The sequence below is a fragment of the Enterococcus sp. DIV0213h genome, assembly GCF_051711285.1.
Classification (GTDB): Bacteria; Bacillota; Bacilli; order Lactobacillales; family Enterococcaceae; genus Enterococcus_D; species Enterococcus_D casseliflavus.
This window is the reverse complement of sequence record NZ_JBIOMH010000001.1, coordinates 1,441,943-1,467,220: the sequence shown is the minus strand read 5'-3', so window position 1 is coordinate 1,467,220 and position 25,278 is coordinate 1,441,943. Positions and strand designations below refer to the sequence as shown.

Here is a 25,278-nt window from a genome sequence, read left to right as displayed (position 1 = left end):
AGGAAAGTAATCTTAGGGTTTGACCCCTAGATGCATCGCCGCCGCACCTCCTGCATAGCTTTTGACTTGCAACACATCAAAGCCAGCTGCCTGAAATTCTCGTTTCAATGCCTCCTTGTCAGGAAAATCCCGTGCAGACTCCTGCAGCCAGGAGTATTCTTGATAGCTTTTGGCGAACAGTTTGCCAAATAACGGCATGACATGGTGAAAATAAAAAGTAAACAGTTGCCGCCAGCCGATCAGTGTGGGCTGTGATGTTTCGAGACAAACGATTTTCCCGCCTGGGCGCAACACCCGATGGATCTCTGCCAAGACTTGTTGGCGATCCGCGACATTTCTCAACCCGAACCCGATCGTCACATAATCAAAGTGCTCGTCTGGAAAGCTTAATGCCATCGCATTGCCAGTCTGCCACTGGATCTGCGTTTGTTGCTTTTTCTGGGCCTTTTCTTTGGCAACCGTTAACATTTCTTCGCTAAAATCAACGCCGGTCACTTGCCCCGTCGGACCGACCGCTTCATTCAATGCAAACGCCCAATCCCCGGTACCGCAGCATAAATCTAATATCTCCGCACCCATTGGTACTGCCATTCGTTTCATGGTATCCTTGCGCCACCGTTTGTGCAGCTGAAAGGAGATAATACCGTTCATTCGATCATAACGGGAAGCGATCGATTCAAATACATCATGTACTTTGGTTTCTTTGGCTGTTGTTGCCATTGCGGCACGTCCTTTCTTTGTTCCCTTCGTTTTGCTGTTGCTTCACGTGCTTCTGCTTTTTAGTCTAGCACGAAAAAACCTGCGGAACAAAAACCCTGCTTTCTCCTTTTCCTTCAGTCATTTCCCCACCAAAAAACAGCCTTTCCTACATAGATCCCCACGTTGTTGACCAAGGCAATTCGGTCAGCAACAAGCGGATCCAGCAGTGAAAGACTGTTCTTTTAGCTTTTAAAACAGGTTATTCACGTTTAATCGATGAAGTCCCAGATATTGTTCCAATAAGAAACACGGTCTGCGCCATTTTCGTCTTTGTAGCGCACAGAGATCAGATTACGGATGTCATGGACAGGAATATCAAGGGTGACAGAATCCGTGACGGGTCTTTGCTGCACGTTGTATGTTCGATAAAAGGTGCCATCCATATAGACGTCAAAGGTACTAAGATTGGAATAAAAAATCTGCAGCTGATTGTTATGAACAGCAAGGTTGATCAACTCACCAGTGACCGCGCGTGTACCTGTCTGCAGTGTGAGACTGTCTTCCCCTACCAGGATGTTTTCCGTCTCTGGCTGATTCCCCGAAACTCTACCGTTGATCGTTACTGGGGTCAGACCGTTCCCAGCAGCTGATTGTTCATCCACCCGAGCAGTCAAGTTCCATTCTATGCGATCTCCAGGTGCGATCGGGCGTTCTAAGTGGATCGTGATACGATCGCCAGAAAGACTAGCCGAGGCGACATTGTCTTGATACACGAGCGCATCGACATTTAAGAACGTCAATAAATTCGGCGAGATATCTAGCGTCACGACAGCATTTTCAATATCGTCTTTCCCAGAATTTCGCGCATCGTTGCTTTCTACGATCGTCCGCAAGATCATTTGATTGCCGACGGTGATAATCGGATTGCCTTCTTCATCACGATCAAAGCTTTGCGGTACTCGTAACGTAATCGATGGGTCAGAAGGTCGAATACTGTTGACTTCAAAGGAGAGCGCTGGTGGGAAACGATCATCGCCAATGGCATCACGATACCCTAAATAGTCCTCGTAATCGCTGGCGGACGGATTCGTACTCCCCAACTGTCCATTTGGTTCCGTCGTGGTCGTATCTGGTAACGTTCCTACGAAATCGTCGTAACGATCATTTGCGAAATCTTTTGCGTAAAATTCGATATACACATCCTCTTCAGGATCAAGGCGACGAGGCAATTGATACTGCCATGGCACGGAGTTGCCCTCTTCGGCATCAAGCGTAATGACATATGGGTCGCCTGAAGCATCACGGATCAATCCTTGTGCGGTACTCGCATAAATGGCGACGCGCTCTTTTGGCTGGTCGTCTTGCGGAGAATGAAAATCCATGATCCCCGAAACTGTTGTCGTCCGTTCATTAAAGACCTGATCCTCTGCCACTTGCAGACCAGTCGGTGGTCGTACATCCACGACGACCGCATCAGGCAAAGCGGCAATACTCTCTTCTGTTGCATGAATGAAAATCGAATCGTCAACATCCTCCATTCTGGGGTCTAATCCTCGGTGGGCACGCAGCACTTCAAAACGTTGACCTGTCTTGAAAAAGTCGTCCCGCGTCCATGCGATCACACCATTATGCACCTCACCAAAAACATCGACAGTTGATTTGGAGGAAAGCCATTGCGTTTCAAGCTGGTTGCCTGCTTCGTCCTTCAAAGCAACTTCCACCCAGACCTCATCATCCCAAGCATCGCGAATCGCCCCCGTGTATTCATACGGAACGACCGCTTTGGCATAAAAGGTTTTGTCGGCATTGGTCGGGGTCACTAAGTGCTGGATCATTGGCGGATAATTATTGGCAGAAAATCGCGTGTAGGCATTCCCGCCCCTAAAAGTCGTACTGTTGAACTCATTTGAAAAAGGCTCTCCCGGCTGCGGACTAACGATTTGTGCAAAATTGACATTGCCTAGTTGATAGCTCAATGGATTCCAGAAATTGTCTGGATCACCATCTAGATTCACGTCGTTACGTTTTTCCCATACCGCTAGTCCGACACGATTAGACGTAAAGGTACTATTGCGATTTGAGTTTGAGAACGCTTGTCCGCCATTGGGTCGATTGTTTCGAAAGTCATAAAAAAGTGGTTCATCAATCACAAAATTGCTTCTTGCGACCGAACTGATTATTCCGTTATTTGCGCCTAGGGTCCGACCTTCCATTCGAAAGGTCGCGTCTTTTCCAGCTAAGAACTCGGCTTCTCCGCCTTGCATCCAAACAGCAGGACCACGATGTGCATAGATGTGGATTCGACTGTTCTCTCCTTGTGCATGAAAGACCGAAGTTCCACTGCCATCAAGAGGAAATTGAATGCCTTGCCGACCAGCCGTGTCTGCACCATTACTGGCAGTAATGGTAGAATCGGCTGACGGATCAAATTCTCGTTCTTCATCATTGTACTGATCAAATACGGCAAAACCTGTTTCATCAATATAGATGCCATCATCTGCCGCAGTCCTGGTGCCTGCATGGTTAAAGATATTCAACTGACCGGCTGACTCCACATAGAATTCGTTGTTCCGCCCGTACATCCGCACTGCAGCCGCATTTCCGTGGTATTTGACGATATTCATTCTCCCTTGGTCGGCAAGCACAAAGGTCTGTTCCCCGACTAAGCGAAACCGCATCACTGAACCATACTCATGATGTTGACCTTCGCCAAACAAATTAAATTGCGACCCTTCCCCAGTTACCGTCACATTGCCGCCGAGTTTGGTGGTCGCTCCCGCTTTAGAGATTTGATTGACAAAAGCAGTGGTTCCTTTCGGTACACCATTCGTGGGACTGGGGGCTCTAGAATACGAGTTTACGACCGCCCCACCAGAAATAATCGTACGAGAAAACTTATTTTGCGTCTCATCCCGCCGTCCAATCAAGGAAATGATTGCGCCGTTTGCTCCCGCTAAGTCCATTTGTGACGAAGCATTTAAGACGGTACCTTCTCCATCGACTTCAAAAATCACCTCGTTAGTACGTCCTTCAAGATTTGCCCAAATTGCTTGGCTCTGGACACTGTAGAGGTCTACTTTAGAACCCTTATTGACTCGAAACGAGGTTGAAATATTATTGTTATCTGGTCGAAGCCGAAAAATCGGCCGAGTATTTGAGATCTTGACATCCGCCTCATCCGTGATCAAGACACTTTTGACATTAAAGCTGCCAGTATCTGAACTGTTGCCTGCGGCTGGATTCCTGTGAGCCACCCAATGGAACGTTCCGCGAATCTCGAGATTTCCTTGTTGCAAATAAAGGAAATTATTGCCCGTACTTCCCTCTAGCACACCACTTTTTGCCTCGATATTTTCTATTTTGACCGTCCAAAAAGCTGAAGCTGCCAAGGATTGTTGATAGATCAACGCGTTTAATCCTAGATTGTTTCCCTGAAAATCGATCGTCATATTTTTTAACTCAAAGACTGCTGGCAGACGATCATGGGTAGTCGTCAGTTCAAAGAAACGTCCAGTAGGATTCCAGCCATAGTTTGGTGTCCCGTTCGTGTTGAAACGCTTCGGTGTGGTTAAGGTAAAGCCATTCCCATCGATGGACACCGACCGATTCAACGCAGCTAATCGATTGTTGGCCTCATTCGTATAATCAGCGGTAATGTCTGCGAGAAACACGATTTCAGAGATCGATGAATCACTAAAAGCAGCCCGCAGCTCTTGATAGTCCGAAACTTCGGCACGCTCTCCTTGCGTCGCCCGTTCTGAAAGCAGTTCGACTGCCGCTGACTCATTGGTTTCCTGCTGCTGAACGTCAAGCAAGGCTGCTTCTTCTACAGCCTTGTCGGCTTCCAATCGCAAGGTTTGTCGTTCTTCGAGAGAAGGCGGAGCGATTTTTTGCAGCGTCCGATTTCCCCGCTTAAGGACAAATTCGATGGCGTCTTCTTCTCCTAAAGTGACTGGTAATGCCAAGGACAACGTTTCTTCCGTAGGCGCCACTTCGATTTCCACACCATAAACACCCTCTTGTTCAGCTGGATGCAAGGTCGCTTCTTCCAGCTCAAGCATTTCAAACATTTCTAATGACACCAGCGCTTCATGATTTGCCATCAAGAAAAGCGTCTCGCCTGCGGCTTGTTCCGATTCGATCGTCAATACATATTGTCCTGTTTCTGGGTCAAAGTGACCGGACACTTCATAAGAATTGCCACCATTGATAGCAAAGACCGCATACAAGACAGAAATAACGATAAAGACCCCTAATGCAGCGACAGCCAGTTTGATTTTCGAGACAGTCGCTAGAACAGTAAATGATTTCATCTAGGCACCCCTTTCCTTTGATTACTCCAACAGTTCTTGTCCCGTTTCAAAGCTCGATAGATAATACAGCTTGATAACGATACTTGCCGAAAACGCATCTGCTCCTGACGTATTGTTTCCTTGCCGGTATTCGACTGATTCAACTTTTAAAAAGCGATTCAGGTTTTCCATCCGATCAATAAAACGCACGATTCCTTCATTCGTGTCACTCAGGAGATCAAAGCCGATCCTTGTGACCCGAAATTGTGTGGCTAAAGGATTGTCACCAGTCTGATCCGCCATTTGTTCTGGTGTAGGATAAAGCATCTCCTCATTAAAGGTCGATTGCAAAATCGTGATCGGCAATTCCGTTTCAAGAGCAGCGAGATCAGTAAAATAAGACTCGATCGCCATGCCATTGGGAATGATCGGCACCTCATTGACCGTCTCTGATGAAAGAAGGTCTGGTTCCCCTTGCAGGTAGACTAGCTGTTCTTGAATGTCGCGGATCTCAGCTTCGATCCCAGCTAATTCCTGAGCCAATTCGATCCCTTCGGCACGTTTGGGGTTCAGTAAAAATAGCCAAAATATGAGTACGGAGGTAGCGAGAACTAGTGCAATCACCGCGGAGATGATGATGTGTTTTTTGGAGAAAAAGACTCTAGTCATCCGCTTCCACCTCGCTTTCTTCTTCGCTGTCTTCACTGATCACTTGTGGTGCATCGATTCGTGAGAGATAGACAGTGATGCGCCCATCTTGCGGCGTTGAACTATGAGAGAAGGATTGATAGGTCACATGATGTACCCAATCGATTGCTTCAAAAGCTGATTTGAGGCGAATCAGACTTTCATAAACATCCCCTTGGACCGCCAAGTTCACCGAAGGAAACAATGGCGTGCCGTCTTGGGCTGTTTCGGACGTTCCCGCATCGCTATTTAGCAGCAAATTATACGAATTGATGGTCACATCGATCCCTGATGCCACTTCCTCAAAGGTTTCCATAATAGGCGCTGTGAAATATTTCTCTTGCTTTTGCAGGGCGATGAATTCTTGTAGGTCTTGAGATTTTGACGCCAGCATCTCTTCTAACTGGCGCTGAAAGACGATACGCTCTGCTTGACTAGACATGATATTGCTTTGATTATTGGTGACCAAACGTTGATAATACCAAAAGCCTAACCCGCAAACCCCAACGACAACTAACGAAAGGAGAAGCGACACCGAAAGAATGACTTCAAACGCCCGATTACGAATAAACTTATTAGGCAATAGATTGATGTTCATAGTTACACCTCTTTCGTCGCTAATCCCGCAGCCAAGACATAGCGGTCGGGAATTTTTTTCTTGCTGGTTTCACTTACTTTTGCAGAAATCATTTTGACTGGCAAAGAAGACACGTCATGAAATATTTCTTGGACTTCTTTGCGCAGCATTGGATGACCGCCGACTAAGTAGATTTTTTTCAATTCACAATCAGGCGAGATTTCCTGATAATAGTAAGCAATGACCGAATTCAGGGTTTCTGCCAACCCTTCCAGTGCTTGGATCTCCGCGCTTTCCCTAAAGTTCACTTGCACAGATTGGGCTTTTTCAATATATTTCCAATTGGCTTGATTATAATCTTCATACTGCAAGTATGTCGGCACCAATTCTTCAAAAAAGGTAATATTGGCGATGCCAGCATCTAACTCGACCAGCACGAAATTTTCACTCCAGTTGATCTGTCGCTGAAACATACGACTATACGCCAGAAAACTGCAATCGACGCCCATCAGCTGATGGCCGCCTTTTTTCAATGTGTCGCCGAGTTGAATCAAAATCGGCTCGGATGTGACCACGACTGGCACATTGCCATTGATGGTAAACCGATTCCGCTGGATGACCACAGCTTGCGGCTCTGCTTTTTCTTCCTTCTTGCTGGCCCTTTTCTTTTTCTCTTTTGGCACTTTTTGCTTGTTGCCTTTGCCTAGGATCAGCAAATCAAAAATCGGGTTTTCAAAAGGCAAGGAGATGGACTCCCCCAATTCAAAATACAAGTACTCGCGAATCTCTTTTTCCGAGTTCATCTTGCCGATAGGTATCTGTTTGATCAGCAGACGAGAATTCAGCGCCGTGATCACCACACTCATCGTGCGTAATCCCAAGCGTTTGGCGATCTCATTGAAGGCGGCTTCAAGACTATCAGGATTGCGCAGCTTATCATCTTTAAAAATCGTACCATTCACGACCAGCTCGCCGTATTTGAGACGGTCACCTTTTTTGGTACAGTAACGGATGCAGTTTTTTTGGATGTCGATCCCAACTAAGCGGGGAATTGTTTTTTTGCCAAACATACGAGGACCTGCTTTCTTCTTGTTGGTTTTTATGAAGGAACCAACGTTATTTCTATGTACAACGCTTGCTTAGCAAATCAAGCAAACGCCAAGGTCAGCAACCCGATTCAAAGGAACCAGCCGCTGCCAAGATAAACCATGCCAGTAGCAATGGCGATAAAGGGACCAAAAGCAATGTAGCGGCTTTTGACTTTGCCCCGTAGCATTTGGATCACGTAAAAGATCACTGCCAAGCAAGAAGCGACAAATAAAACGGTCAAGACTTGCACTGGGCCGATATACACGCCTAAGACGGCAAATAATTTGATATCGCCGCCACCCATGCCTTTTTTACTGAGCTCCGCTAAGAGATACAATGGCAAGAAGCCAGCAAAGAAGCCAACGAGCCAATACCACCAAAATTCATTTTGCGGTTGGATCAACCGTAAACCGATCCCTCCGGCGAAAAAAGGGGCTAACACTTTATTGGGGATCAGCTGATAGAAGATGTCGCTGGCAGAAATAATGGCTAATAAGGCTAATAAACACCAAGCGGCAATCACTTCAGCAGTGCCCCAAAACAGCAAGGTCGTACCCGTAAATAGCATGCCGATCAACACTTCATAAAGAAAAGCAATCAACGGGATCTTTTTTTGACACTTGCGGCACTTGCCTTTTAAAATAAGGTATGATAAAACTGGAATGAGGTCCCTTGCACCTAATGTCTGTTGGCAGTCATCACAGTGCGAGCGAGTCAGCAGGGATTCCTTTTTGGGAACCCGCCAACCAACCACTAGGAAAAAAGAACCTAGACACATTCCTATGATGAAAAGATAACCAATGATTAGGCCCATTGGGATCTGTTGCAAAATTTCGTTCATAAAAAACTCCTTTTTTCCTGGGGGTTGAGTTGCCGTACACCTTAGGTCAGGTTAGTGACTTAAGGTGTTTTTAGTTTCTTTAGTCATCTGACTCTGATGGAAAGACCTGATCTCTTGTTAGACCAGTGATAAAGGCTTGGTCTACAGGCGCATCAGACTCTCCAATTTCAGCATTTCCTTTTTGACCGGCTCTTAAAATTCCAGCAGGAATATATACTCTCAATGAACCATCATCAGTGATGGAAAACTCCACATTATTTGGCGAATGCGAAGTTCCTGGTGTACCATCTGTATTCGGAGTACCAACCCAAGAATTACTATTAAGTAATCCATCGTCCATTACATCTTGTAAGGTAAATTCCAAAATTGAATCCGCTGTTCCATCATTCAAATTACTATTAGTTGATTGGTAGAGTACTGCTGCTGAGAAAGCTTGCTGAATATCAGAAACTGCTGCATCTTCACGAGCATTTTGAATCACGTTGCCGATCGCGATAACCCCGATCCCAGCGATGATCGCTAAGATAACGACTACTGCAAGCAACTCGACCAAGGAGAGGCCGCGCTCGTCTTTCAATAATTTATTCAATCGATTGTCTGTTGTTTCTTCTGCTAAAATTGCATCAATCATAGTTTGTTTACTCCTCCTGTTTCTTCCATATATATTAAACAAGCCGTCTAGGTGGCTTGATAATACCAAAATCATTACCCCTGAATCGCACCGAATAAATCGAACATCGGAATCATGATCGCCGCAACGATCAAGCCAACGATCACACAGATTATCAAGATGACAATCGGTTCCATGATCGTCTTCAGTCGCTTACTGGTTTCATCAACTTCTTTTTGATAGATGATACTCAATCGTTTCAGCATGTCCTCTAGGGAACCAGTACTTTCGCCAATCTCGACCATCTGGGTCACTAACATCGGAACCATCATGTTGCCGCGAAAGACATCGCTCATCTTGCCACCTTCTTCAATTTGAAAGGTACAATTATCGATGATTCGCTTGATGTATTTATTGGAAACGACATCCCGACTCATATTCAAGGCAGTCACCATACCGACGGAGCTGCTGAGCAGTGTCGACATGGTTGTCATAAATAATGAAAAACTATTTTTGGTGATCATATCGCCAATCAGCGGAATGCGTAATAGAAAACTTTGAAAAGCGAAATCGAAGGTTGGATTGCGTCGCGCGATCCACAGTCCGACGAAAAATCCGACGATCAAGACGGCTAAAACCCACCCTCTGGTCTGAAGGAATTCGCTGATCGCCATCGTTGCGACGGTGATCGTCGGCAGATCGGCATCAAATCCTTCAAATACTTCCACGAACATCGGAACGATCATCACCAATAAAATGATTCCTACGATAAAGGTTAAAATCACTAAAATAATCGGATAGACCATCGCGGTGACGATCCCACTGCGGTTTTCGGCGCTTTTTTCATAGTAATCCGCCATATCCGTTAAGTTTCCTTCCAGTGTTCCAGACATCTCGGAAACAGCGATGACACTGGTCAAAAGTGTCGGAAAGGCATTGGGATGATCTTTGTAAGCTTCTGAGAGCGGGCGTCCGCCGTCAATCTCATCCCGAACTTCACCGAGAATTCTCTTGAAATTTGGGTTTTTTTGCTGTTCTTCCAGCATTCGTGAAGCATCAACGATCGTGATCCCCGAAGCGATCAATGTCGAAAACTGGCGCAAATACCCTACCAGCAGTTTTAACGAAACTTTTGTAAAGAGTTGAATCTCTTTATTCGCCAAGGTTTCTGGCTGTTCGATCAAGCTGCTGACTTTGATGTGCTTTTGGCGCAGTTTTTGGCGGGCTTCGACGGAGGAATTGGCACGTAAGCTGCCAGAAAACGTTTCGCCACGGACATTGGTGCCTTGATAGGCAAAGAGTGCCATCGGCTATTCGCCCCCTTCCTCCATTAAGTTATCTGCCACATCGGCATCGACCCGTTCCGCAGCAACCAGTTCTTCTAAAGAAGCGCTCATGGTATGCATGCCTTCGTTTTTTCCCATCTGCAGCATATTATGGATCTGGTGGGTTTTCCCTTGACGGATCAAGCTGGCGATCCCTCGGGTATTGAGCATCATCTCAGTTGCTGCTACCCGTCCGTTGCCATCGATCGTGGGCAGCAAGCGTTGGGACAAGATCCCTAGTAATGCGCCAGCAAGCTGTGTGCGAATCTGAGTCTGCTGATCGGCAGGAAAGACATCGACGATCCGTTCAATGGTCGCAGGGGCACTTGACGTATGCAAGGTTCCTAATACCAAGTGTCCCGTTTCCGCTGCCGTCAAGGCAATTGAGATCGTTTCAAAATCCCGCAGCTCCCCTACTAAGATGACGTCTGGATCTTGCCGCAGGGCTGCTCGTAAGCCATTGCCAAAGGACATGGTGTCGCTGCCGACTTCCCGCTGGGCAACGATGCTTTTTTTGTGGTTATGGATGTACTCGATCGGGTCTTCCAACGTCAAAATATGCGTCTTTTTGGTGTCATTCAAATAGTCCAGCATCGCAGCAAGTGTCGTTGATTTCCCTGAACCGGTCGGCCCTGTAACTAAGAACAAGCCTTGGCTTTTATGGATCAGGGTCCGCAAGACGGTCGGCATACCGAGTTTGCTTAATTTCGGGATCTCGATGGGGATCTGCCGCAAGGCGATCGAAACGGTATCTTTTTGACGGAAAATATTGACCCGAAAGCGGCAGATGTCGCCTAATTCGTAGGCCAAATCGGTTTCGCCTTTTTCCTTGAATTCCTCCCATTGCCGTTGGTTGCAAAGGATTTCGGCAATGGCTTCGATGTCCTTGGTGTCGATGGTCGGGACCCCTTCGATCGGTAGCAAGTCGCCGTGGCGACGAAAAATCGGCGGTACGCCTTCGACTAAATGGATATCTGATGCTTTTTGTTCCACAGCGATCATCAGCCAATGATCGATCCGCTCTTTAGGTGACATGGCAGCAAACTGCGCAGCTTCGTTGCGATTGACGCCCTGTGTACTGCTGGCAGTCGTCGTTTTTGTTGCTGCTTGCCGTTCTGCTTTTTGAATGATCTCCCGCGTTGAGACAGATCGGTCTTGATCGCTCTGGCGATTGCGGGCACGTTTTTTTTCTCTCAGTTCACGATTTTCACGGATGCGGGTACGGGTCGGAGCTGTTTTTTCTCTCGTCGCCCTTTTGGTTGCTCGCTCTTGTGTTGCCACTCTCGTTTGATCCATTAAACCAGCCCCTTTCTATGTGCATTTCCCTTTAAAACAATGTATGTAGTTCTTCGGTGATCCCTAGATCACCGATAAATCAATCCGTGCCTCACTCTTCTGCGGCGACCACCTTCAAGACTTCTTCGATGGTGGAAAAGCCTTGTTGCACTTTGTCTAACCCATCATCCAACAAAAAGCGCATCTTTCGTTCCTGAACATAATCCATCAGCTGGTCGTTGGTCGCTTTGTTCGTGATCATACGGCGCAGCTTGGCATCGATCGTCAACAGCTCTTGGACGGCCATTCGCCCTTTGAATCCTGTATTGCCACACTTTGGACAGCCCACAGGCTGTGCCAGTTCCGTAACCGTGATGCCATAGGATTCAAATAACTGCTTGTCCTTGTCGCTGGCTGGTCCCACTGTCTTACAAGAAGAACAAAGGGTTCGGACGAGCCGTTGAGCTAAGATGCCTTCTAACGCATTGGCGACCAGAAACGGTTCTACCCCCATATCGACTAAGCGATTGATGGTACTGACGGAATCGTTGGTATGAAGGGTGGATAATACCAAGTGTCCAGTCATGGAAGCCCGAATCGCAATCTCCGCCGTTTCGCCATCCCGAATCTCTCCCACCATCACGACATTGGGGTCTTGCCGCAAGATCGACCGTAACCCAGCGGAAAAGGTTAAACCGACGTTGCTGTTAACTGCCACTTGGTTGATACCTTGCAGCTGAAACTCTACTGGGTCTTCGACGGTGATAATATTGATCTCGGGCGTGTTCAACTCTTGCAGCGCCGCATACAAGGAAGATGATTTCCCTGATCCTGTCGGCCCAGTGACAAGAATGATCCCGTGGGGTTTATGCAAAATCGCTTTAAAGGTTGCCAATACATTCGGTTCAAAGCGAAACTCATCTAGGCGTCGAATGCCACTGGAGCGATCCAGCACCCGAATCACGACTTTCTCCCCATGAATGACAGGTAAAACCGAGACCCGCAAATCAACCACGTTGCCCCCGTTACGAATCATTGCCCGACCATCTTGTGGCACACGTGTTTCGGTGATATCCAAGGAGGAAATGATTTTCAGTCGTGAAGTAACCCCAGTCTGAATACTCTTAGGCAAGTTTTCATGGGTACGAAGCTCCCCATCGACCCGTAAGCGGACGACTAATCCTTTTTCTTGGGGATCGAAATGGATATCACTGGCGCCCCGATCCACCGCATCTTGCAGCAGGGTATTGACCAATTTGACGATCGGCGAATCATCTAATTTTGAGTCGCCTTCTGGATCGACGGTTTCAACGAGAGAGTCGTTCAAACCATCCAAACTGATCTCAGAAGGGTAATCGCGAACGATCAGTTGTTGGATATCGGCATTGTGGGCTTTTTGCGGACGAATCAATAACCCAGTGATCAAACGCATTTCATTGATCGCCGCATAATCCCCAGGGTTTGCCATCGCAACGGTCAAACGATTGCCTTTTTTCTCTAACGGAAAGACGCTGTGCTGTTTGGCAAACGAGCGGGGGATCAGGGACAAAACCTCTGAGCTGATCTCTAAGTCAAACAGGTTGCCCGTTTGTGTTTTCTCAGCGGTGGTTGAACTTGGACTACTCTCTGACTTTTTGAGAGGCCTTCTAGGTTTTCTACGTGGCGTTCTTTCACTTGATTGCGGCAACTGGCGCCCTCCTTTCAATAATCGAGTTTGTTGATATAGTCAAACATTCGTGTAACGGTTAAATATGCTTCATCATCAGACCACATGTTTCGATCCAAAAAACTTCTGAGGACCGTTACCTCCCCCGGTTGCGCCTGGCTTTCAAAGTCGCGGACGCGATAATTGACGCCTAATTGTTGCAGTTGATTTTCCAGTTCCACCTGGTCATCCATATAGTAAGGTACGAGAACGACCGTCCCTTCAAGACGACGGTTATGAGCCCCTGTTGCTAAAAACGTCGGGTCAAATAATGCCAAATCTGGCAGGATTTCCATGACAAAGGTCGACTCTCTATCCACAGCTAAATGAAAGGGTTCAACGCCTGTATGACCCAAGATCAGCTGGGCACCATTTTTTAAGGTGATTTGATTCCAATACGCTGGATCTTCATAGTAAGAATCAAAAACCGCTGAGCTGCCTGCTTCTGCTAATGCCAGTCTTCGAGCAGTCTTCGGCGCATCGATAAATGAAAGCCCGTGAACCTCCATCATGGTATTGCTGCCATCCAATGTGATTCTTGACGGGTCATGAGGCACTGTGAATTGATTTTGATTCTGAAAATACGAGAAATCATCGATCGTTCCACCACTAGGCATCATCGTATTCGTCAGCATAAAATCACCATAAACAGTAATCCTTCGTTCCGTATCTTCGGTACTATGCACGATCGAGCCTTCCGTGACTGGCCCTGCATAAAAATTGCTGCTCGTCAGAACCATCGACGGCTTCATAAACGTCAAACTACCATCTGCAGCAGGGTTTTGTTTCGTGGCTTCTCGATGATAGAAATTAAAATAATTGCTATTTAATTCGCCTAATCCAGAGCCCGCATCTGGTGAATTTGCAGAAACATTCAGATGACCTTCAGCAAAGAGAACTCCTTCTTGCTCAACTCTCGAAGCCGAACTATTGGTATTGTTGATCCAAAGGTTTCCAGCAGAAATATCCGTATAGGCTTGTGATAAGACCAAGCGGCTGCCAGCTCGACTGCCCAAATCGATATACATTCCTAGACCCGCTTGCAAGAAGACGTCTTTGATCAAGTTCAACCCGTTGCTAGGCTGCCCGCCGTCATTCTGGATCGCAAGCAGACTTTTTGCCGAAAACTGCCCGCTTCCCTGTCCTTCCATCTGGATCCCATGATTAAAGAAAAAGGAACCATCGAAATGCAGCCAGTTAAGAATCGGCTTTGTTCGAAAATCTAAAAATCTGCCGTCTTGAAAATCTTGCAGGACATTGTTGGCAAACCCGAATTGCAAGAAGTCATCCGATTCAAAGGCGAGATAATCAAATGATGGGCGTACGCGCTGGAAATCGGCGACTTCGAATAATTTTCGAACCCAAGTATCGGCGGATACCGCTTGTCCTACTGTAGAGGGTAAGTAATAGGGATAAAAAATGTTTCGCCAAATATCCAGCTGTGTTTGTCTTTGTTCGAGGTCTTCTTCTTCAAGCTGCATTTCATAGATATATTCGGCAGAAGCTGTATGTACTCGCGGCTGTCCCTCAGCCAGTTGCGTCTGATCCGTGACTTGTGATTGAATTTGAATAATGATTTGAAGATTGGTTTTATCTGGCAGCATCGAGGCTGCTTGGATCCATCCTTGCTCCCCACCAGATTTCGTCATTACATAAGGGGCGATCTCATTATATTCATAGTCAACGATAGAGGAGGTAAAAGAAAATTTATTATCGATGGTCTCATTCACATCGACTTCGTCCAGCACAGATCTCAATTCGTTATCCAGATTGTCTTGCCAGTCATTATTATTAGAATAGAAGCCGCCATTCTGCATGGTTCGAGTGATTAAATCATCTATTCTCAGTTTTAGGTCTTGAGAAGCGAGTTGAAAGGAATATTCGTGTACATCTTCCACGCGACGGAAGCTATCTACCGTTCGAATTTGTGAATTGACATTTCGAGCAACTAGGAAAACCAAGCCAATCATCAAAGAGGAAAGAATGATCGCCGCGAGGGCATAAATCAGCGCAAAACCCGCTTCATTTTGTCTACCATCGTCCATTCCCCGGTACCCCCCCTCTTGCTTTCTCATTGTCCCGATAATTGATCGTAAATTCTCGTCTATAGATAATCTGCTCGTGGTAATCAGTGACCAGATCCTCCATCTGCCACCAGCCAGTCAAATCATCATAATAATCCGCAAAATTGATCGTTTCCGTGTAAAATAAAACGAAAAATTTGGTCTGGATACTGAACGTATCGCGATAATTTGGCGTATAGTGATGGGTCAGCGTCGCTTCATTCTCATTTTTTTGTTGAATGATCTTTAACTTAATGGTAGGGTCTTTCGTATCATAGACTCTGGCACGGATATTGTTGGTATCTGTGATATCCGTCACAACCATTCGCGGACTACCCTCTTCCGTAATTGCTGCCCCTAAGGTTCCTTCGGGCATGGTTTTGACAATATGTTCCTCGTGGAAAAGAAGACTATCATATTTTCCTAAATACCCCGCATGCTCATAGATGCCGTCAATTTTGGCGATTTGGTCTGCTTGCGCCATGATTTCATTCGCTATCCCTTGAAAGGCAGCAATTCGACCTTGACGGACAGAGGCTTGGACGATCAGAAAGAGTGTCCCAGAAAAGAGAGCAATGATAATGCCGAATATCACGATCGCCCCTAACAATTCGACAAGCGTGACTCCTTGCTCATCCTGTAACCGATGCTTCATCTGCGCCCCTCCTTTGCAACTTCCGCAAGAACAGCCAGCCCTTTCAATAGTCAACTACCCAATGCAGATACGTTTCTGTCAAAAATGCGCCCGTTTGTTTATCGAAGACCTGAATAATAAGTCCGATGCCCAGCTGCCGACGATCATAACTGTCTTCTCGCAGTCCATGCCTGGGGTCTTCACGAATGGAGACCTTGACTAAATAGTTGGTGGTTTCTTCATTCTCCGACAAGTACGTTCCCATATAGAGGCGATTTTCTTCCGAATTTGCCAAGGGCTGCGGCAAATGAGCGCCAGAATGATCGTATACCACTTTGCGAATAAATCGTCCCCGATTGAGATCATCTACAGCAATCGGGATTTCTTCATACATCGGTTGCCCTTGCGCATTGTATTGAATCCCTGAATTATCGAGGACCAAATGGTGTCTGCGAATTTCTGAGGGGTCATCTGGATCGCCCATCATCCAAGATGGTCGAGCAGTAAAGATCCCGATATTCAAATCCGCCAAATCTTGGGTCTGCGCTCGGTAGATTAGCCATTCCTTGACGTCATCTCGTGCTGCGATGGCCTCTTCCATTCGGGTATTGTAGCTAAGGATCAGGTTGTTTTGGATGATCAGCATGGCGATCATGACCATCGCGATCCCGAGAATGACGATCGCTCCAAGGATCTCAACAAGGCTGAACCCTGATTCATCAAGTACTCTATGTGCTTGTCTGCCGTTTTTCAGTTTCATCACCTGCTTTTTGCCTAGCCCCCGATCAAGGAGAATCCTTTTCTTCTAGCTGGTTGATACTTGTATCTGGGTCAAGAAAAGATAATTTGCTAAGGGTGAACCCCCAGTGAATCAGTTTATTGAAATCAGGGTAGTCAGCTAATGGAATACTTTTTTTGGCTTTGCGTGTGATGCGGATTCGTTCCCTGATATAATGATACCTTTCTTCTTCAACCAGTCGCTGAATCTCTGCGATCCCTTTTTCAACATCAGGATCTTCGACATTCGCTTGCATGTATTGTTGGTAGAAATAATCCAAATACTTCCCGTATTGAAGAAAATAACGGTATTCAATTTCTTCAATGACCATTTTCACGTGAATCTCTCCTTGACTTATTTTCTAGCAACTTATTGAAGTGAGTGCAAATGCCGATAGATGATCGCAGTGGCACTCTCTGGCCGATCATTGTCTAACTGAAAGACCTCCTTTAATGATTGTCGATCAGAAGCCTGAATGACTTCGACTTTCGGTAAAAGTTCGTAGGCAAGATGGCTATCGTCTGCGACACTTGTATCGATCATCACTTGTTCGATCAGTGAACGGGTGACGCCATAACCGTCTTCACTTTGATAGGATCGGTCCAAAGGGAAACTATAATAAAACCAGCCATCATCGGGATTATAGATCCAAGTATTTCGATCGATCTGACGGTAATCGCTCAAAGAGCCGAATTCGATCATGATGGCTTCTGAGTCGATCTGGGCGGGACTTTCAGACACAAAGCTGCTTAGCGTTTTCACCGTTTGGGTCGGATACAACCCAGCAGCATCGGGAAACGCACTGATCATCTCTGGCAATTGAAAGGCACTGCCTAACCCAGATTCTGTCGTCGTGTAATCAAATGACGACTGGTCAATCATTCCTTGTTCTCCGAGATACGTGAATCCCGTAGGTTCTTCATTGGTGGAAAAGGGGCTGGCTAGCTGCGACTCCGCCCAGTTTCGAACAAAATAACGATACCCTTCAAGATAATAACTATAGGTCAAGTTGGCTGCTTCAAAGGTCCACTCAGCAACCGGATCAGCAGGATTGAGCAGCAGCAGTTCACCACTCATTTTCTGCATGACCGGTTGTTGGTTTCGTCGAAAGGAATAGCTGAAGTGCGCTTCGACAAGGACCGGTTCTTGCCAGAGATCTGGCGGACCATCGATCAAGTCTGATGACGGTTGCTCCTCCATTTCTTCATTGCCTTCGGTGTGATCGTAGAAGTTCTCAGGATTATCCTGTCCTTCAGCGTCTAATTCCCCCAATAACTCCTGCATCTCTTCGCTATCGAAGGCATCCAAGGCAGGCGTGGGTGCCAACTCTTCGATCGTCTCATCGCTGATCCAAACCATCACTTGACCATCAAGAGCATTTCCAATGAGTTCTGGGATCTGCTGGGTCACGTTCTGATACCCTCTTGCTAAAATTTCGTTTTCATCAAAGCGAGACAGTACTGGTAATAAGTCTGGCGCATCACTCGCATCTGCCGCCTGCTCAAAGGCTGCTTCCTGACTGTCTGGCGCGATATAGCGCAGCACTTCTTCAAAGCTTGCTCGAACAAACACTGGCACTTCACTGGCGTTCATTACCCGAACGGATCGTTGGATCGTCGTCCCTGTAAGGGTCATTCGTTCCTGCCATTCTTCCAAAATCTCGATTTTTTCGAACACTTCATTTTCATCCGCTAAACGACGAATGTGAATAGACTGATTATTCTGCCAAATCAAGATGCTAAGCAACAAAAGAAAGAAAAGCAGACCCGCGATACTATTTCTTAACACTATTTTTTTTTGCAACCTTGTTTCCTCTTTTCTCAAGTAATGACGGCTCTCAAGTAAAGAGATAAATGCCTAATAGAATGAATAAGGCGATCAATGATACACAGAAGATGATAGATAATATCAAGTTTTGATCAATAAAACGAAACACATCTGCTACATGGTTGATACTCATTGAGACTTCCCCAACGAAACGGTCTGCTTCAATGGCTTCTTCCCCAAATGCCTGTCCATCACCAATGACGGATAAATGATAGCCTTGCTCTTCGTCAGCCTCGATCGATAGCACTCGGCGGGCAATATAGCCTGTTCCTGAGCTATTTGTAAAGACTCCGATCCCGTTTGGCTGTACTTGAGTGAAGGCTTGTTCTCTTAAAATGATCAAATCTTGTGTGCGTAATGCGGAGCTGTCAAGATTCGCCATCCCATTATCTGATAAACGCACCACCCGATGATTGAAAACCGTCATCTCGTTTTGATCAGCTACATATAAGCCGATAAACGTAAAGAGGACAGTCATGCTACAAACCAAGAAAATCAGATAAATGATTTTCAGTACGAGATCACCAGATTTCTTTTTAGCTGTTGGTTTCTTCGTCGCAGCTTTGCCTTTTTGCGGGGTTGGTCGTTTCTGGGAAACCTCCGCTGGTTTTTTGCCTTGCTTGTGGGTCCCTTTTGATTTGGCATTCGGATTACTTGATTTCTTAGTTTTCCCCTGCTCGTTGCGCTGGCTTGGACGTGCTTGCTGCGGTGGACGCTTTTTCTTTTTGCGTGGTGCTTCACTGGTCGTACTGGCAGCTGCTCTTTCTTTTTGCTTGCTAGGATGCTGCTTTTCGGTCGGTAATTTGGGGCGATTCGCTGTGCTAGCCGCTTTTTTTCGTTTCTTTTTCGCAGGCGCCTGTCCTGTCGGTTCTTTTTGAGGTGGCTTTTTTGGTCGTTTCTTGCCACTTGAAGGGCTGGCTTGCTTGCCTTGCGCTTGAAACTTTTCGATTCGGGGATTTCTCGGTGTATCCTCTGGTTGTTCTCGTTTTTTTTCACGTTTGGCAGGCTGTGGCGGACGTTTTTTTCTTCTAGGTGCTTGCGACTGATTACTCATTGGCATCTACCTCGCTGCCCGCTCGTTCCATCCCTCTTAATTGGTTTGCATAAGTATTGGCATTGGCGTTTTCCTGCAAGCGATCCTTGACAGTCCGAATGGACGCAGGCAAATTCCCTGAGCCTCGACGATTTGCCGAGCTTCTTTGCAAGTCTTCAAACAACGAACGGGTCGTCTTAGCTTCTTCCTTGCGGGCTGCTTCGATTGCTTGTGCACGTGTGCGTTCAATCTCTTCCAAGACCTCTTCGGTCGGCTCGTTGTCATAGATGGTTAGATCATAGGCCTCGATCAACGCATTCAGCTTTTGGTCATAATGGATGTCCGTGGCATAGCGCCCTGTCAACCATGCAGTTGCTTCCCGATAGGTTGGGGCATTTTCTTTCCAAACGGGGGCATAAAAGCGCGGGTTGCCTGTGATGCCTCCTCTTAGTAAGCGAGCGTAATCTTCGATGGATTCACGGTAACTTGGGTATTTACGGAAATTGGAAGAGATCGTATACCACGCACCACTTCCATCATCTTCTTGCGTATTGAAGGTCACTTTTTGCCCACGAAAGCTGCCCTTGATGCCAAAGAGATTGTGGTTTGGCGGACTGGATAAGGCACTATTTCCTGAGCCAGTCTCCAAGATGGCTTGTGCGATCATCACTGAAGCATAAAGATCATTGTTATAGGCAACATCCTGCGCGTCAGAACCGATCTCATTGATGAATTGTTGTGTCGTTAGATTACGTGAAACCGAAAACTGAAAGTTGCTTTCCCGCTCTTCTTCATCGATCGGCGATTCGGGTTCTTCAGTGATTGGATCGGGATCTTTTTCTTTGTCCTGATTGGTTTGATTCCCATTTGATTGGTTGTTTCCGCTATTGTTACTGCTGTTCGTATCGTTGGTTTCTTCCTCATTCGTTTCAGGTCCAGCAGGCTGATTCGGCTGTTGATCGCCTTCTGAAGGCTCTGGCGTCGACGGAGCTTCTTCAGTCTCTTGGTCTTCTGTTTCATCGGTGCCACTCTCTGTTTCTTCCTCGTCTGTTTGCCCATCATCTGCCGGTCGTTCAATATCATTTACGACTTGGACTTCCGTTCCTTTTTCGGCCTGCTCCGATTCTTCTGAGAGGCTTTCATTTGTTTGTTCTGGAGGAGTATCAAGTTGCTCCGTTATCCTGTCAGCTCCTTCGTAGGAGACCGGTCGGAGGGTATCCGTTATCGATTGCCCACGACTTTCTCGTTGTGCATCGATGGTTTCCATATAAGTAGATGGTTCTACACCTAAGATCGATCGAACCATGGCTTCAGAAATCGTTTGATTATTGATGATTCCGATAAATGCTCCGATCGCTAACAGACTTTTTACGTTTCTTCTGGGCTTTTTCATCTTCTTGATCCTCCTCCTTGGGGCTGTTCTTGCTGGTGCCTTTTTTTGGTCGTTCATGGTCTTTGCTTTCATTTTTCTCAAGCTGCACAAGCAGCAATTGATAATGAAAGGCATTGTTCCGCAAATACATCGTAAAACCTAGCAAAAGAGCGAGTAAAAACAAATGACTGATAGTGACATATTCTCGAAAGGCAGAGAGATAAAAATAGGCGGTCAGCTGCAAAAATACCGCTAATGGGATCAAAGAAGCAATAAAGTAGATGCGGTATAAGAATAAGAATCGTTGTTTTTGCTTTTGGGTTCTCATAGACTGCTCCTAACGTCTGTATTGCCTTCGATCAATGCTTTTTTTTCTAATAGATAGCTTTCGCTTTGGAGAAGATCAAAGTAAGCGGCTTTTCGTAAAAGATTGTCATAGTCCATCTTCATAATGCGTGCGTAAGGTTTTCTAAACCATGGTCGCTCATACAATTTGACCCGTGATTCAATCACGCTGCATTCATAAAAAACCAAGCTGATATCTTTAGCAGAAAGGTTGTTGTCGACCACTTGCTGCACTTGCCCTCTCTCATAGGTCAACTCTTTTTCGTTCAAGGTCATCTTTTCGATCTTTTGTACGAGATTGTCATTGATGCGCCAAACCTGTTCTAGGTATTTGGCTTTTTGAAAAAGATAGGTATATTCTCGTAAGCTAATCTTCAATTGCGTATGCCAGTTCTCGTCTTCTTCATCGGTCAAGCTGTTTAAATAGTGGATACTATTTTTGATCAAAGAGGCTTCTAAGTTTTCGATGTAGATCTCAAGCTTTTGATTGGCCAAGCGCAAACGCTCTTTGCTTGCTCGTTCTCGCTTTGCCTCTTCCTCCAACGCTAATTCATTGGCGTTGACTTTGGGTAATTGCTTGGCTTTTTTTGACTGTTTTTTTTTGCTGCTTTTTTTGCGAACTTTCTTTTTGAACTTTGGTGGCTCATCCGCACTGACCTTTTGGAACTCGACTGTGTCTTCCAGCTCTTTTTTCACTGCATCGGTTTTGCCTTGCCGTTTTTCTTCATGGACTTGCGCTTTCGGGCGACTCACAAACGTGACATTTTGTTCGTCGATCACGCTTTGTACGATTTTTGCCAGTTGCTCTTTAAAGTCGTTCGCATCACTTACACCAGCCGAGGCTTGCTGCTGCAAGCTGGCATCCAACTGAATCGTAAAGGGAAACTCTTCTTCTGTGTAAGCGATCGGTACAAACTCCAAAAACAGATTGCTTTTTTCATCGGACACATGATTGATGCCGATTTGCGTCCACACAAACTGAGGAAATTGCTGTTCCAAGGGAATGCGTAATTTTGAGTAATCGATTTTTTTCCGTAAGATCTCCATCTCGATATGATGGGTGAAAGCTTCGATGGAATAAAATTGCTCAAAGTAATGCGTCACTTGTTTGCGAATCGACGATTTGAGCGGCCACTTTTTTTGATAGAGGTTATCACAAGCAGTGATTACTGATGGAAGTGCCTCTTGTTTGTAAAATAATTCCTCAAGATTTGGACTCAAGGTTGGATAGATGGCAATTTTTAAAATATCATTCGTCACATTCGTCCCAATAACCAACATGCTCATAAGAAATCAAGTCGTAGTTGATGCTCGTGATTTCTTATACAGCATGTATGGTCCTAGTGGGTTTCCCTCCTTTGTCGTGTCGCTCTCGGAAATTATTCAGCAGACCTTTTCGTCTATTCCGACTCATAACCTTCTTTTTAGTCTGGAAGATTCAACACTTTGCTATGCTGGATCAACTGCTCAAACAACCCTTTCGACTCATGATGAAACGCCGTAAGTCGTTCTTGGTATTGCTTGATCTCTTGACGGATTTTCATCACTTCCATCGATGCTTCTGAAATGATTTTGTGAGCTTCATTTTCCGCCACTTGACGTCTTCTGTCGGCTTCCAGTTCTGCTTCAGCAGCGGTTTCCCGTGCTTTTTCTTTTGCTTCGATCAAAATCGTCGCCAGCTCGTCCTTCATTTGTTCGACCTTAGCCAGTTCACGTTCCAAGTCACGCTGTAAAACATTCTTATCTGCCAGTTGTTCGACTCTTGAACGTTCAAGATCCCGATATTTCGCTTCCGCTTCTTGCAAGCGCAAGTTCAACTGTTGATTTTCATTTTCAAGCGAAGTGATCCGCCGCATGCTTTCGACTTCTTTTAATTTGTAGTTTTCGATAATCGCTGCTTTTTCTTCTAAATGAATCGCTTTTTCTTCAAAAGCTTGGACTTGCTTGCTTTTCTCTTCTAATTCTTTTAGCAGTTCATCTTCTCTTTGACGCAATTGTTCGAGTTCTTCTTCTACTTCGATCAATTCGTCTTCTTGACTTGTCAACTGCTCAATTTCCTGCTCATAATTGGTTTTGAGGGCTTCTTGTTGACGTTCTGCTTCTTTTAACTGCTGCTGTAACTCGTTGTAACGCATTTGCAGTTGCTTGTTTTCATAAATGATACTTTCTTGTTGCGTCGCTTGTGAAGCCATCCGATTGATGGATTCTTGTTTGTTTTCCAATTGCTTGGTCAAATGTTCGACGGTTTTGGTCAGTTGTGAAACGGTATTTTCTAATGCCAGTAGCTCTTCTTGGGCATCATCTTCATACTCATCTTCCTCATATTCCTCTTCCTCGTACTCATCATCCTCGTACTCGTCGTCATCATATTCTTCATCGTCGTACTCATCGTCATCATATTCTTCATCATCGTACTCGTCTTCGTCGTACTCTTCTTCATCATATTCCTCGTCGTAGACATGAACGCCTTCGTAAGTTTCTTCATCTTTCTTTTTGCGAAATAATGCCATGTTACCCCTCCTGATTCCTCACTCATCGATGATTTGATTCGTTGAACAATTTAGTGTGTCTACAAATGGGTCTGCTTGAACGTCTACTTTCGTGAAAGTTTGCACTTTGGCTGTTCTATCCGCGGTCGTTCTTTCAAACGAGCTGACGTTTCTGCTGTGACCTTTTGAGCAGTGATGTCCGTTTCCTTCTTGCCGTCATTCGCTCAAAAAAGAAAGCAAAAACCACCACATCCCATCATTTCCACGATCTCCAATTATTTTGGAAGATAGAAATCAAGTAAGTGAATCGGCCTGTTTCTCAATAAAATAGCCATTAAACGAAAAGACGGCTTCCGTTCGCAGAACATCTGTTGTCTATTTGATAGTATCAAAGCAAAAACAGATTGAAAAATCAGATATTTCTTCACTTGATGAAATATTTGTCAGAGCAAGCCGATTATCCACATGATATTGTTAAAAAATGAGCAAAATATCTCGTATTAAGGAAACGAATGGTCTTCTTTAAACGATCTTTATCTTGAATCAACAATCACGCCTTCTTAACCGCTGATCAATCCCCACAAAAAAATCAGCGTCCTTATAAGCCAAGGTCGCTGATCGATTCTTTACCTATTATATAGTTTTACTGCTCAGTCATCTTTCATCCATTGGAAGCGATCCCTTTTTTCTCAGTTTGAAAGCAAGTTCCAGTCCGCTGCTCCGCAACTGTAAGTTTTTTTCTCCCTAATGGGCTGCTTTTCACTTGCCTTCAAAAAAAGAAAGAACCGTTTCTTGAAAATCAGTTTTCTTTAAACGAACAACTTTTTATGCATGTATAATGTCGCCATCCGATAATCATAATGGATCATCGAAAAGGCTAATAGCTCCCCATTTCTCAGATAGCTGTCGTCTCGTACGATCAGTGCGGGCATGCCTTCTTCTAGATGAAAAAACGCAGCTTGTTCCTGTGATAGCGGTTTACTTTGGATGAACTTGTCGATGAAGGCGACTGTCAGTTGTTTTTCTTCTGCCAAAGCTTGGAACATTGACCCCTCCATCATTGTTTCGGAGATCTCCCCCACGATTTCAGGTATATAATAGGAACGTTCAATCAAATAGGGTTTGTCATCTAATGTGCGAAAACGTTGGACTTCGATAAAGTGTTGATCTTTCGCAAATTGTTTTTGACTTGGAAGAAACAGCGCCTCTGATACTTTGACCAGCCGCTTTGAGGCTTTGACCGTTCGAATGTTTTTCTCGCCCCGTGTCAAGTCTTCATTGAAGCCAAGATCACCTTGTTCAATGGCCGGTTTTTGGTTGTTTTGAAAGCGAATATACGAGCCGCGGCCTTGCATCTGGTAGATCCAGCCCATCTTGCTCAATTTATTGAGGGCTTGACGTAACGTATAACGAGAAACTGGATAAATCGCCAAAAGCTCTCGTTCACTAGGCATCTTCCCCTGCTCATTTCCTATGTCACCCGCTTCGATCTTTCTGATCAATTCCGCTGCTAAGTCTTCAATACTGAGTTTCGTCATTTGCCTACTCCTTTCCTTCGGATTCTCTACTACTATTATCATCTTTGGCGTAAAAAAAGCCAGCTATTTTTCATAGCCGGCTTATCAAAAAAACGGATT

General features: G+C 45.5%; 21 protein-coding genes. All 21 read right to left on the bottom strand.

Annotated features, from left to right (window positions below; translation table 11 throughout):
- Positions 1 to 12: 12 nt before the first annotated feature.
- The 21 genes from IGI77_RS06570 to IGI77_RS06470 all read right to left on the bottom strand — a co-directional run bounded on the left by IGI77_RS06570 (position 13) and on the right by IGI77_RS06470 (position 25,179).
- The gene (locus IGI77_RS06570) at positions 13 to 720 is read right to left on the bottom strand and encodes a demethylmenaquinone methyltransferase (RefSeq protein WP_015509440.1); all 708 of its coding nucleotides are present in this window, start codon (positions 718 to 720) and stop codon (positions 13 to 15) included.
- A 248-nt stretch (positions 721 to 968) separates the two neighbouring features.
- On the bottom strand, positions 969 to 5,012 hold the full coding sequence (locus IGI77_RS06565; RefSeq protein WP_438769745.1) for a pectate lyase-like adhesive domain-containing protein: 4,044 nt from the start codon (positions 5,010 to 5,012) through the stop codon (positions 969 to 971).
- A gap of 21 nt (positions 5,013 to 5,033) precedes the next feature.
- Positions 5,034 to 5,660, bottom strand: a complete 627-nt coding sequence (locus IGI77_RS06560; protein ID WP_413125989.1) for a hypothetical protein — start codon at positions 5,658 to 5,660, stop codon at positions 5,034 to 5,036.
- Positions 5,653 to 6,276, bottom strand: coding sequence for a hypothetical protein (locus IGI77_RS06555; protein ID WP_422700477.1), 624 nt, complete (start codon positions 6,274 to 6,276; stop codon positions 5,653 to 5,655). Before IGI77_RS06555 ends, IGI77_RS06560 begins: the two co-directional genes overlap by 8 nt.
- A 2-nt stretch (positions 6,277 to 6,278) precedes the next feature.
- Complete coding sequence (gene pilM / locus IGI77_RS06550; protein ID WP_438769744.1) at positions 6,279 to 7,325, bottom strand: type IV pilus biogenesis protein PilM; 1,047 nt, start codon at positions 7,323 to 7,325, stop codon at positions 6,279 to 6,281.
- Between the two features lie 107 nt (positions 7,326 to 7,432).
- Positions 7,433 to 8,185 carry a prepilin peptidase gene (locus IGI77_RS06545; RefSeq protein ID WP_008378680.1) on the bottom strand — a complete coding sequence of 251 codons (753 nt, stop codon included), beginning with the start codon at positions 8,183 to 8,185 and terminating at the stop codon, positions 7,433 to 7,435.
- 79 nt (positions 8,186 to 8,264) lie between these two features.
- Positions 8,265 to 8,816 carry a type II secretion system protein gene (locus IGI77_RS06540; RefSeq protein WP_142967757.1) on the bottom strand — a complete coding sequence of 184 codons (552 nt, stop codon included), beginning with the start codon at positions 8,814 to 8,816 and terminating at the stop codon, positions 8,265 to 8,267.
- Positions 8,817 to 8,890: 74 nt separating this feature from the next.
- Positions 8,891 to 10,102, bottom strand: a complete 1,212-nt coding sequence (locus IGI77_RS06535; protein ID WP_438769743.1) for a type II secretion system F family protein — start codon at positions 10,100 to 10,102, stop codon at positions 8,891 to 8,893.
- A 3-nt stretch (positions 10,103 to 10,105) separates the two neighbouring features.
- Positions 10,106 to 11,416, bottom strand: coding sequence for a type IV pilus twitching motility protein PilT (locus tag IGI77_RS06530; protein ID WP_438769742.1), 1,311 nt, complete (start codon positions 11,414 to 11,416; stop codon positions 10,106 to 10,108).
- A 91-nt stretch (positions 11,417 to 11,507) separates the two neighbouring features.
- Entirely contained in the window at positions 11,508 to 13,082 is a 1,575-nt protein-coding gene (locus IGI77_RS06525) for a GspE/PulE family protein (protein WP_413142299.1), read from the bottom strand.
- Positions 13,083 to 13,096: 14 nt separating this feature from the next.
- Positions 13,097 to 15,145, bottom strand: coding sequence for a type II secretion system protein (locus IGI77_RS06520; protein ID WP_438769741.1), 2,049 nt, complete (start codon positions 15,143 to 15,145; stop codon positions 13,097 to 13,099).
- Complete coding sequence (locus IGI77_RS06515; protein ID WP_074536892.1) at positions 15,132 to 15,818, bottom strand: type II secretion system protein; 687 nt, start codon at positions 15,816 to 15,818, stop codon at positions 15,132 to 15,134. Before IGI77_RS06515 ends, IGI77_RS06520 begins: the two co-directional genes overlap by 14 nt.
- Positions 15,819 to 15,861: 43 nt before the next feature.
- Positions 15,862 to 16,557: a type IV pilus modification PilV family protein gene (locus IGI77_RS06510; protein WP_061054319.1), complete on the bottom strand. Its 696-nt coding sequence runs from the start codon at positions 16,555 to 16,557 to the stop codon at positions 15,862 to 15,864.
- Between the two features lie 25 nt (positions 16,558 to 16,582).
- On the bottom strand, positions 16,583 to 16,906 hold the full coding sequence (locus tag IGI77_RS06505) for a hypothetical protein (protein ID WP_016610400.1): 324 nt from the start codon (positions 16,904 to 16,906) through the stop codon (positions 16,583 to 16,585).
- A gap of 38 nt (positions 16,907 to 16,944) precedes the next feature.
- A complete protein-coding gene (locus IGI77_RS06500; RefSeq protein ID WP_438769740.1) occupies positions 16,945 to 18,399 on the bottom strand; it encodes a hypothetical protein in 1,455 nt (484 codons plus the stop codon).
- 13 nt (positions 18,400 to 18,412) lie between these two features.
- Positions 18,413 to 19,456, bottom strand: a complete 1,044-nt coding sequence (locus IGI77_RS06495; RefSeq protein ID WP_061054321.1) for a hypothetical protein — start codon at positions 19,454 to 19,456, stop codon at positions 18,413 to 18,415.
- On the bottom strand, positions 19,449 to 20,828 hold the full coding sequence (locus IGI77_RS06490; protein WP_438769739.1) for a glucosaminidase domain-containing protein: 1,380 nt from the start codon (positions 20,826 to 20,828) through the stop codon (positions 19,449 to 19,451). The genes IGI77_RS06495 and IGI77_RS06490 overlap by 8 nt, the downstream gene beginning before the upstream one ends.
- A complete protein-coding gene (locus tag IGI77_RS06485) occupies positions 20,761 to 21,135 on the bottom strand; it encodes a hypothetical protein (protein ID WP_005235091.1) in 375 nt (124 codons plus the stop codon). The genes IGI77_RS06490 and IGI77_RS06485 overlap by 68 nt, the downstream gene beginning before the upstream one ends.
- On the bottom strand, positions 21,132 to 22,439 hold the full coding sequence (locus IGI77_RS06480; protein ID WP_438769738.1) for a hypothetical protein: 1,308 nt from the start codon (positions 22,437 to 22,439) through the stop codon (positions 21,132 to 21,134). The genes IGI77_RS06485 and IGI77_RS06480 overlap by 4 nt, the downstream gene beginning before the upstream one ends.
- Positions 22,440 to 22,576: 137 nt before the next feature.
- Positions 22,577 to 23,662 (bottom strand): DivIVA domain-containing protein, encoded by a 1,086-nt coding sequence (locus IGI77_RS06475; protein WP_167826742.1) that lies wholly within the window; start codon positions 23,660 to 23,662, stop codon positions 22,577 to 22,579.
- Between the two features lie 788 nt (positions 23,663 to 24,450).
- Positions 24,451 to 25,179: a GntR family transcriptional regulator gene (locus tag IGI77_RS06470; protein ID WP_015509421.1), complete on the bottom strand. Its 729-nt coding sequence runs from the start codon at positions 25,177 to 25,179 to the stop codon at positions 24,451 to 24,453.
- Positions 25,180 to 25,278: the final 99 nt, after the last annotated feature.

Bases quoted from the DNA above. Each gene is read 5' to 3' on its own strand.
- IGI77_RS06565 (WP_438769745.1), bottom strand. From the start codon at position 5,012: ATGAAATCATTTACTGTTCTAGCGACTGTCTCGAAAATCAAACTGGCT.
- IGI77_RS06540 (WP_142967757.1), bottom strand. From the start codon at position 8,816: ATGATTGATGCAATTTTAGCAGAAGAAACAACAGACAATCGATTGAAT.
- IGI77_RS06475 (WP_167826742.1), bottom strand. From the start codon at position 23,662: ATGGCATTATTTCGCAAAAAGAAAGATGAAGAAACTTACGAAGGCGTT.
- IGI77_RS06560 (WP_413125989.1), bottom strand. From the start codon at position 5,660: ATGACTAGAGTCTTTTTCTCCAAAAAACACATCATCATCTCCGCGGTG.
- IGI77_RS06505 (WP_016610400.1), bottom strand. From the start codon at position 16,906: ATGGTCATTGAAGAAATTGAATACCGTTATTTTCTTCAATACGGGAAG.
- IGI77_RS06480 (WP_438769738.1), bottom strand. From the start codon at position 22,439: ATGAGCATGTTGGTTATTGGGACGAATGTGACGAATGATATTTTAAAA.
- IGI77_RS06545 (WP_008378680.1), bottom strand. From the start codon at position 8,185: ATGAACGAAATTTTGCAACAGATCCCAATGGGCCTAATCATTGGTTAT.
- IGI77_RS06485 (WP_005235091.1), bottom strand. From the start codon at position 21,135: ATGAGAACCCAAAAGCAAAAACAACGATTCTTATTCTTATACCGCATC.
- IGI77_RS06570 (WP_015509440.1), bottom strand. From the start codon at position 720: ATGGCAACAACAGCCAAAGAAACCAAAGTACATGATGTATTTGAATCG.
- IGI77_RS06520 (WP_438769741.1), bottom strand. From the start codon at position 15,145: ATGGACGATGGTAGACAAAATGAAGCGGGTTTTGCGCTGATTTATGCC.
- pilM (WP_438769744.1), bottom strand. From the start codon at position 7,325: ATGTTTGGCAAAAAAACAATTCCCCGCTTAGTTGGGATCGACATCCAA.
- IGI77_RS06515 (WP_074536892.1), bottom strand. From the start codon at position 15,818: ATGAAGCATCGGTTACAGGATGAGCAAGGAGTCACGCTTGTCGAATTG.
- IGI77_RS06555 (WP_422700477.1), bottom strand. From the start codon at position 6,276: ATGAACATCAATCTATTGCCTAATAAGTTTATTCGTAATCGGGCGTTT.
- IGI77_RS06535 (WP_438769743.1), bottom strand. From the start codon at position 10,102: ATGGCACTCTTTGCCTATCAAGGCACCAATGTCCGTGGCGAAACGTTT.
- IGI77_RS06470 (WP_015509421.1), bottom strand. From the start codon at position 25,179: ATGACGAAACTCAGTATTGAAGACTTAGCAGCGGAATTGATCAGAAAG.
- IGI77_RS06530 (WP_438769742.1), bottom strand. From the start codon at position 11,416: ATGGATCAAACGAGAGTGGCAACACAAGAGCGAGCAACCAAAAGGGCG.
- IGI77_RS06510 (WP_061054319.1), bottom strand. From the start codon at position 16,557: ATGAAACTGAAAAACGGCAGACAAGCACATAGAGTACTTGATGAATCA.
- IGI77_RS06490 (WP_438769739.1), bottom strand. From the start codon at position 20,828: ATGAAAAAGCCCAGAAGAAACGTAAAAAGTCTGTTAGCGATCGGAGCA.
- IGI77_RS06495 (WP_061054321.1), bottom strand. From the start codon at position 19,456: ATGAGTAATCAGTCGCAAGCACCTAGAAGAAAAAAACGTCCGCCACAG.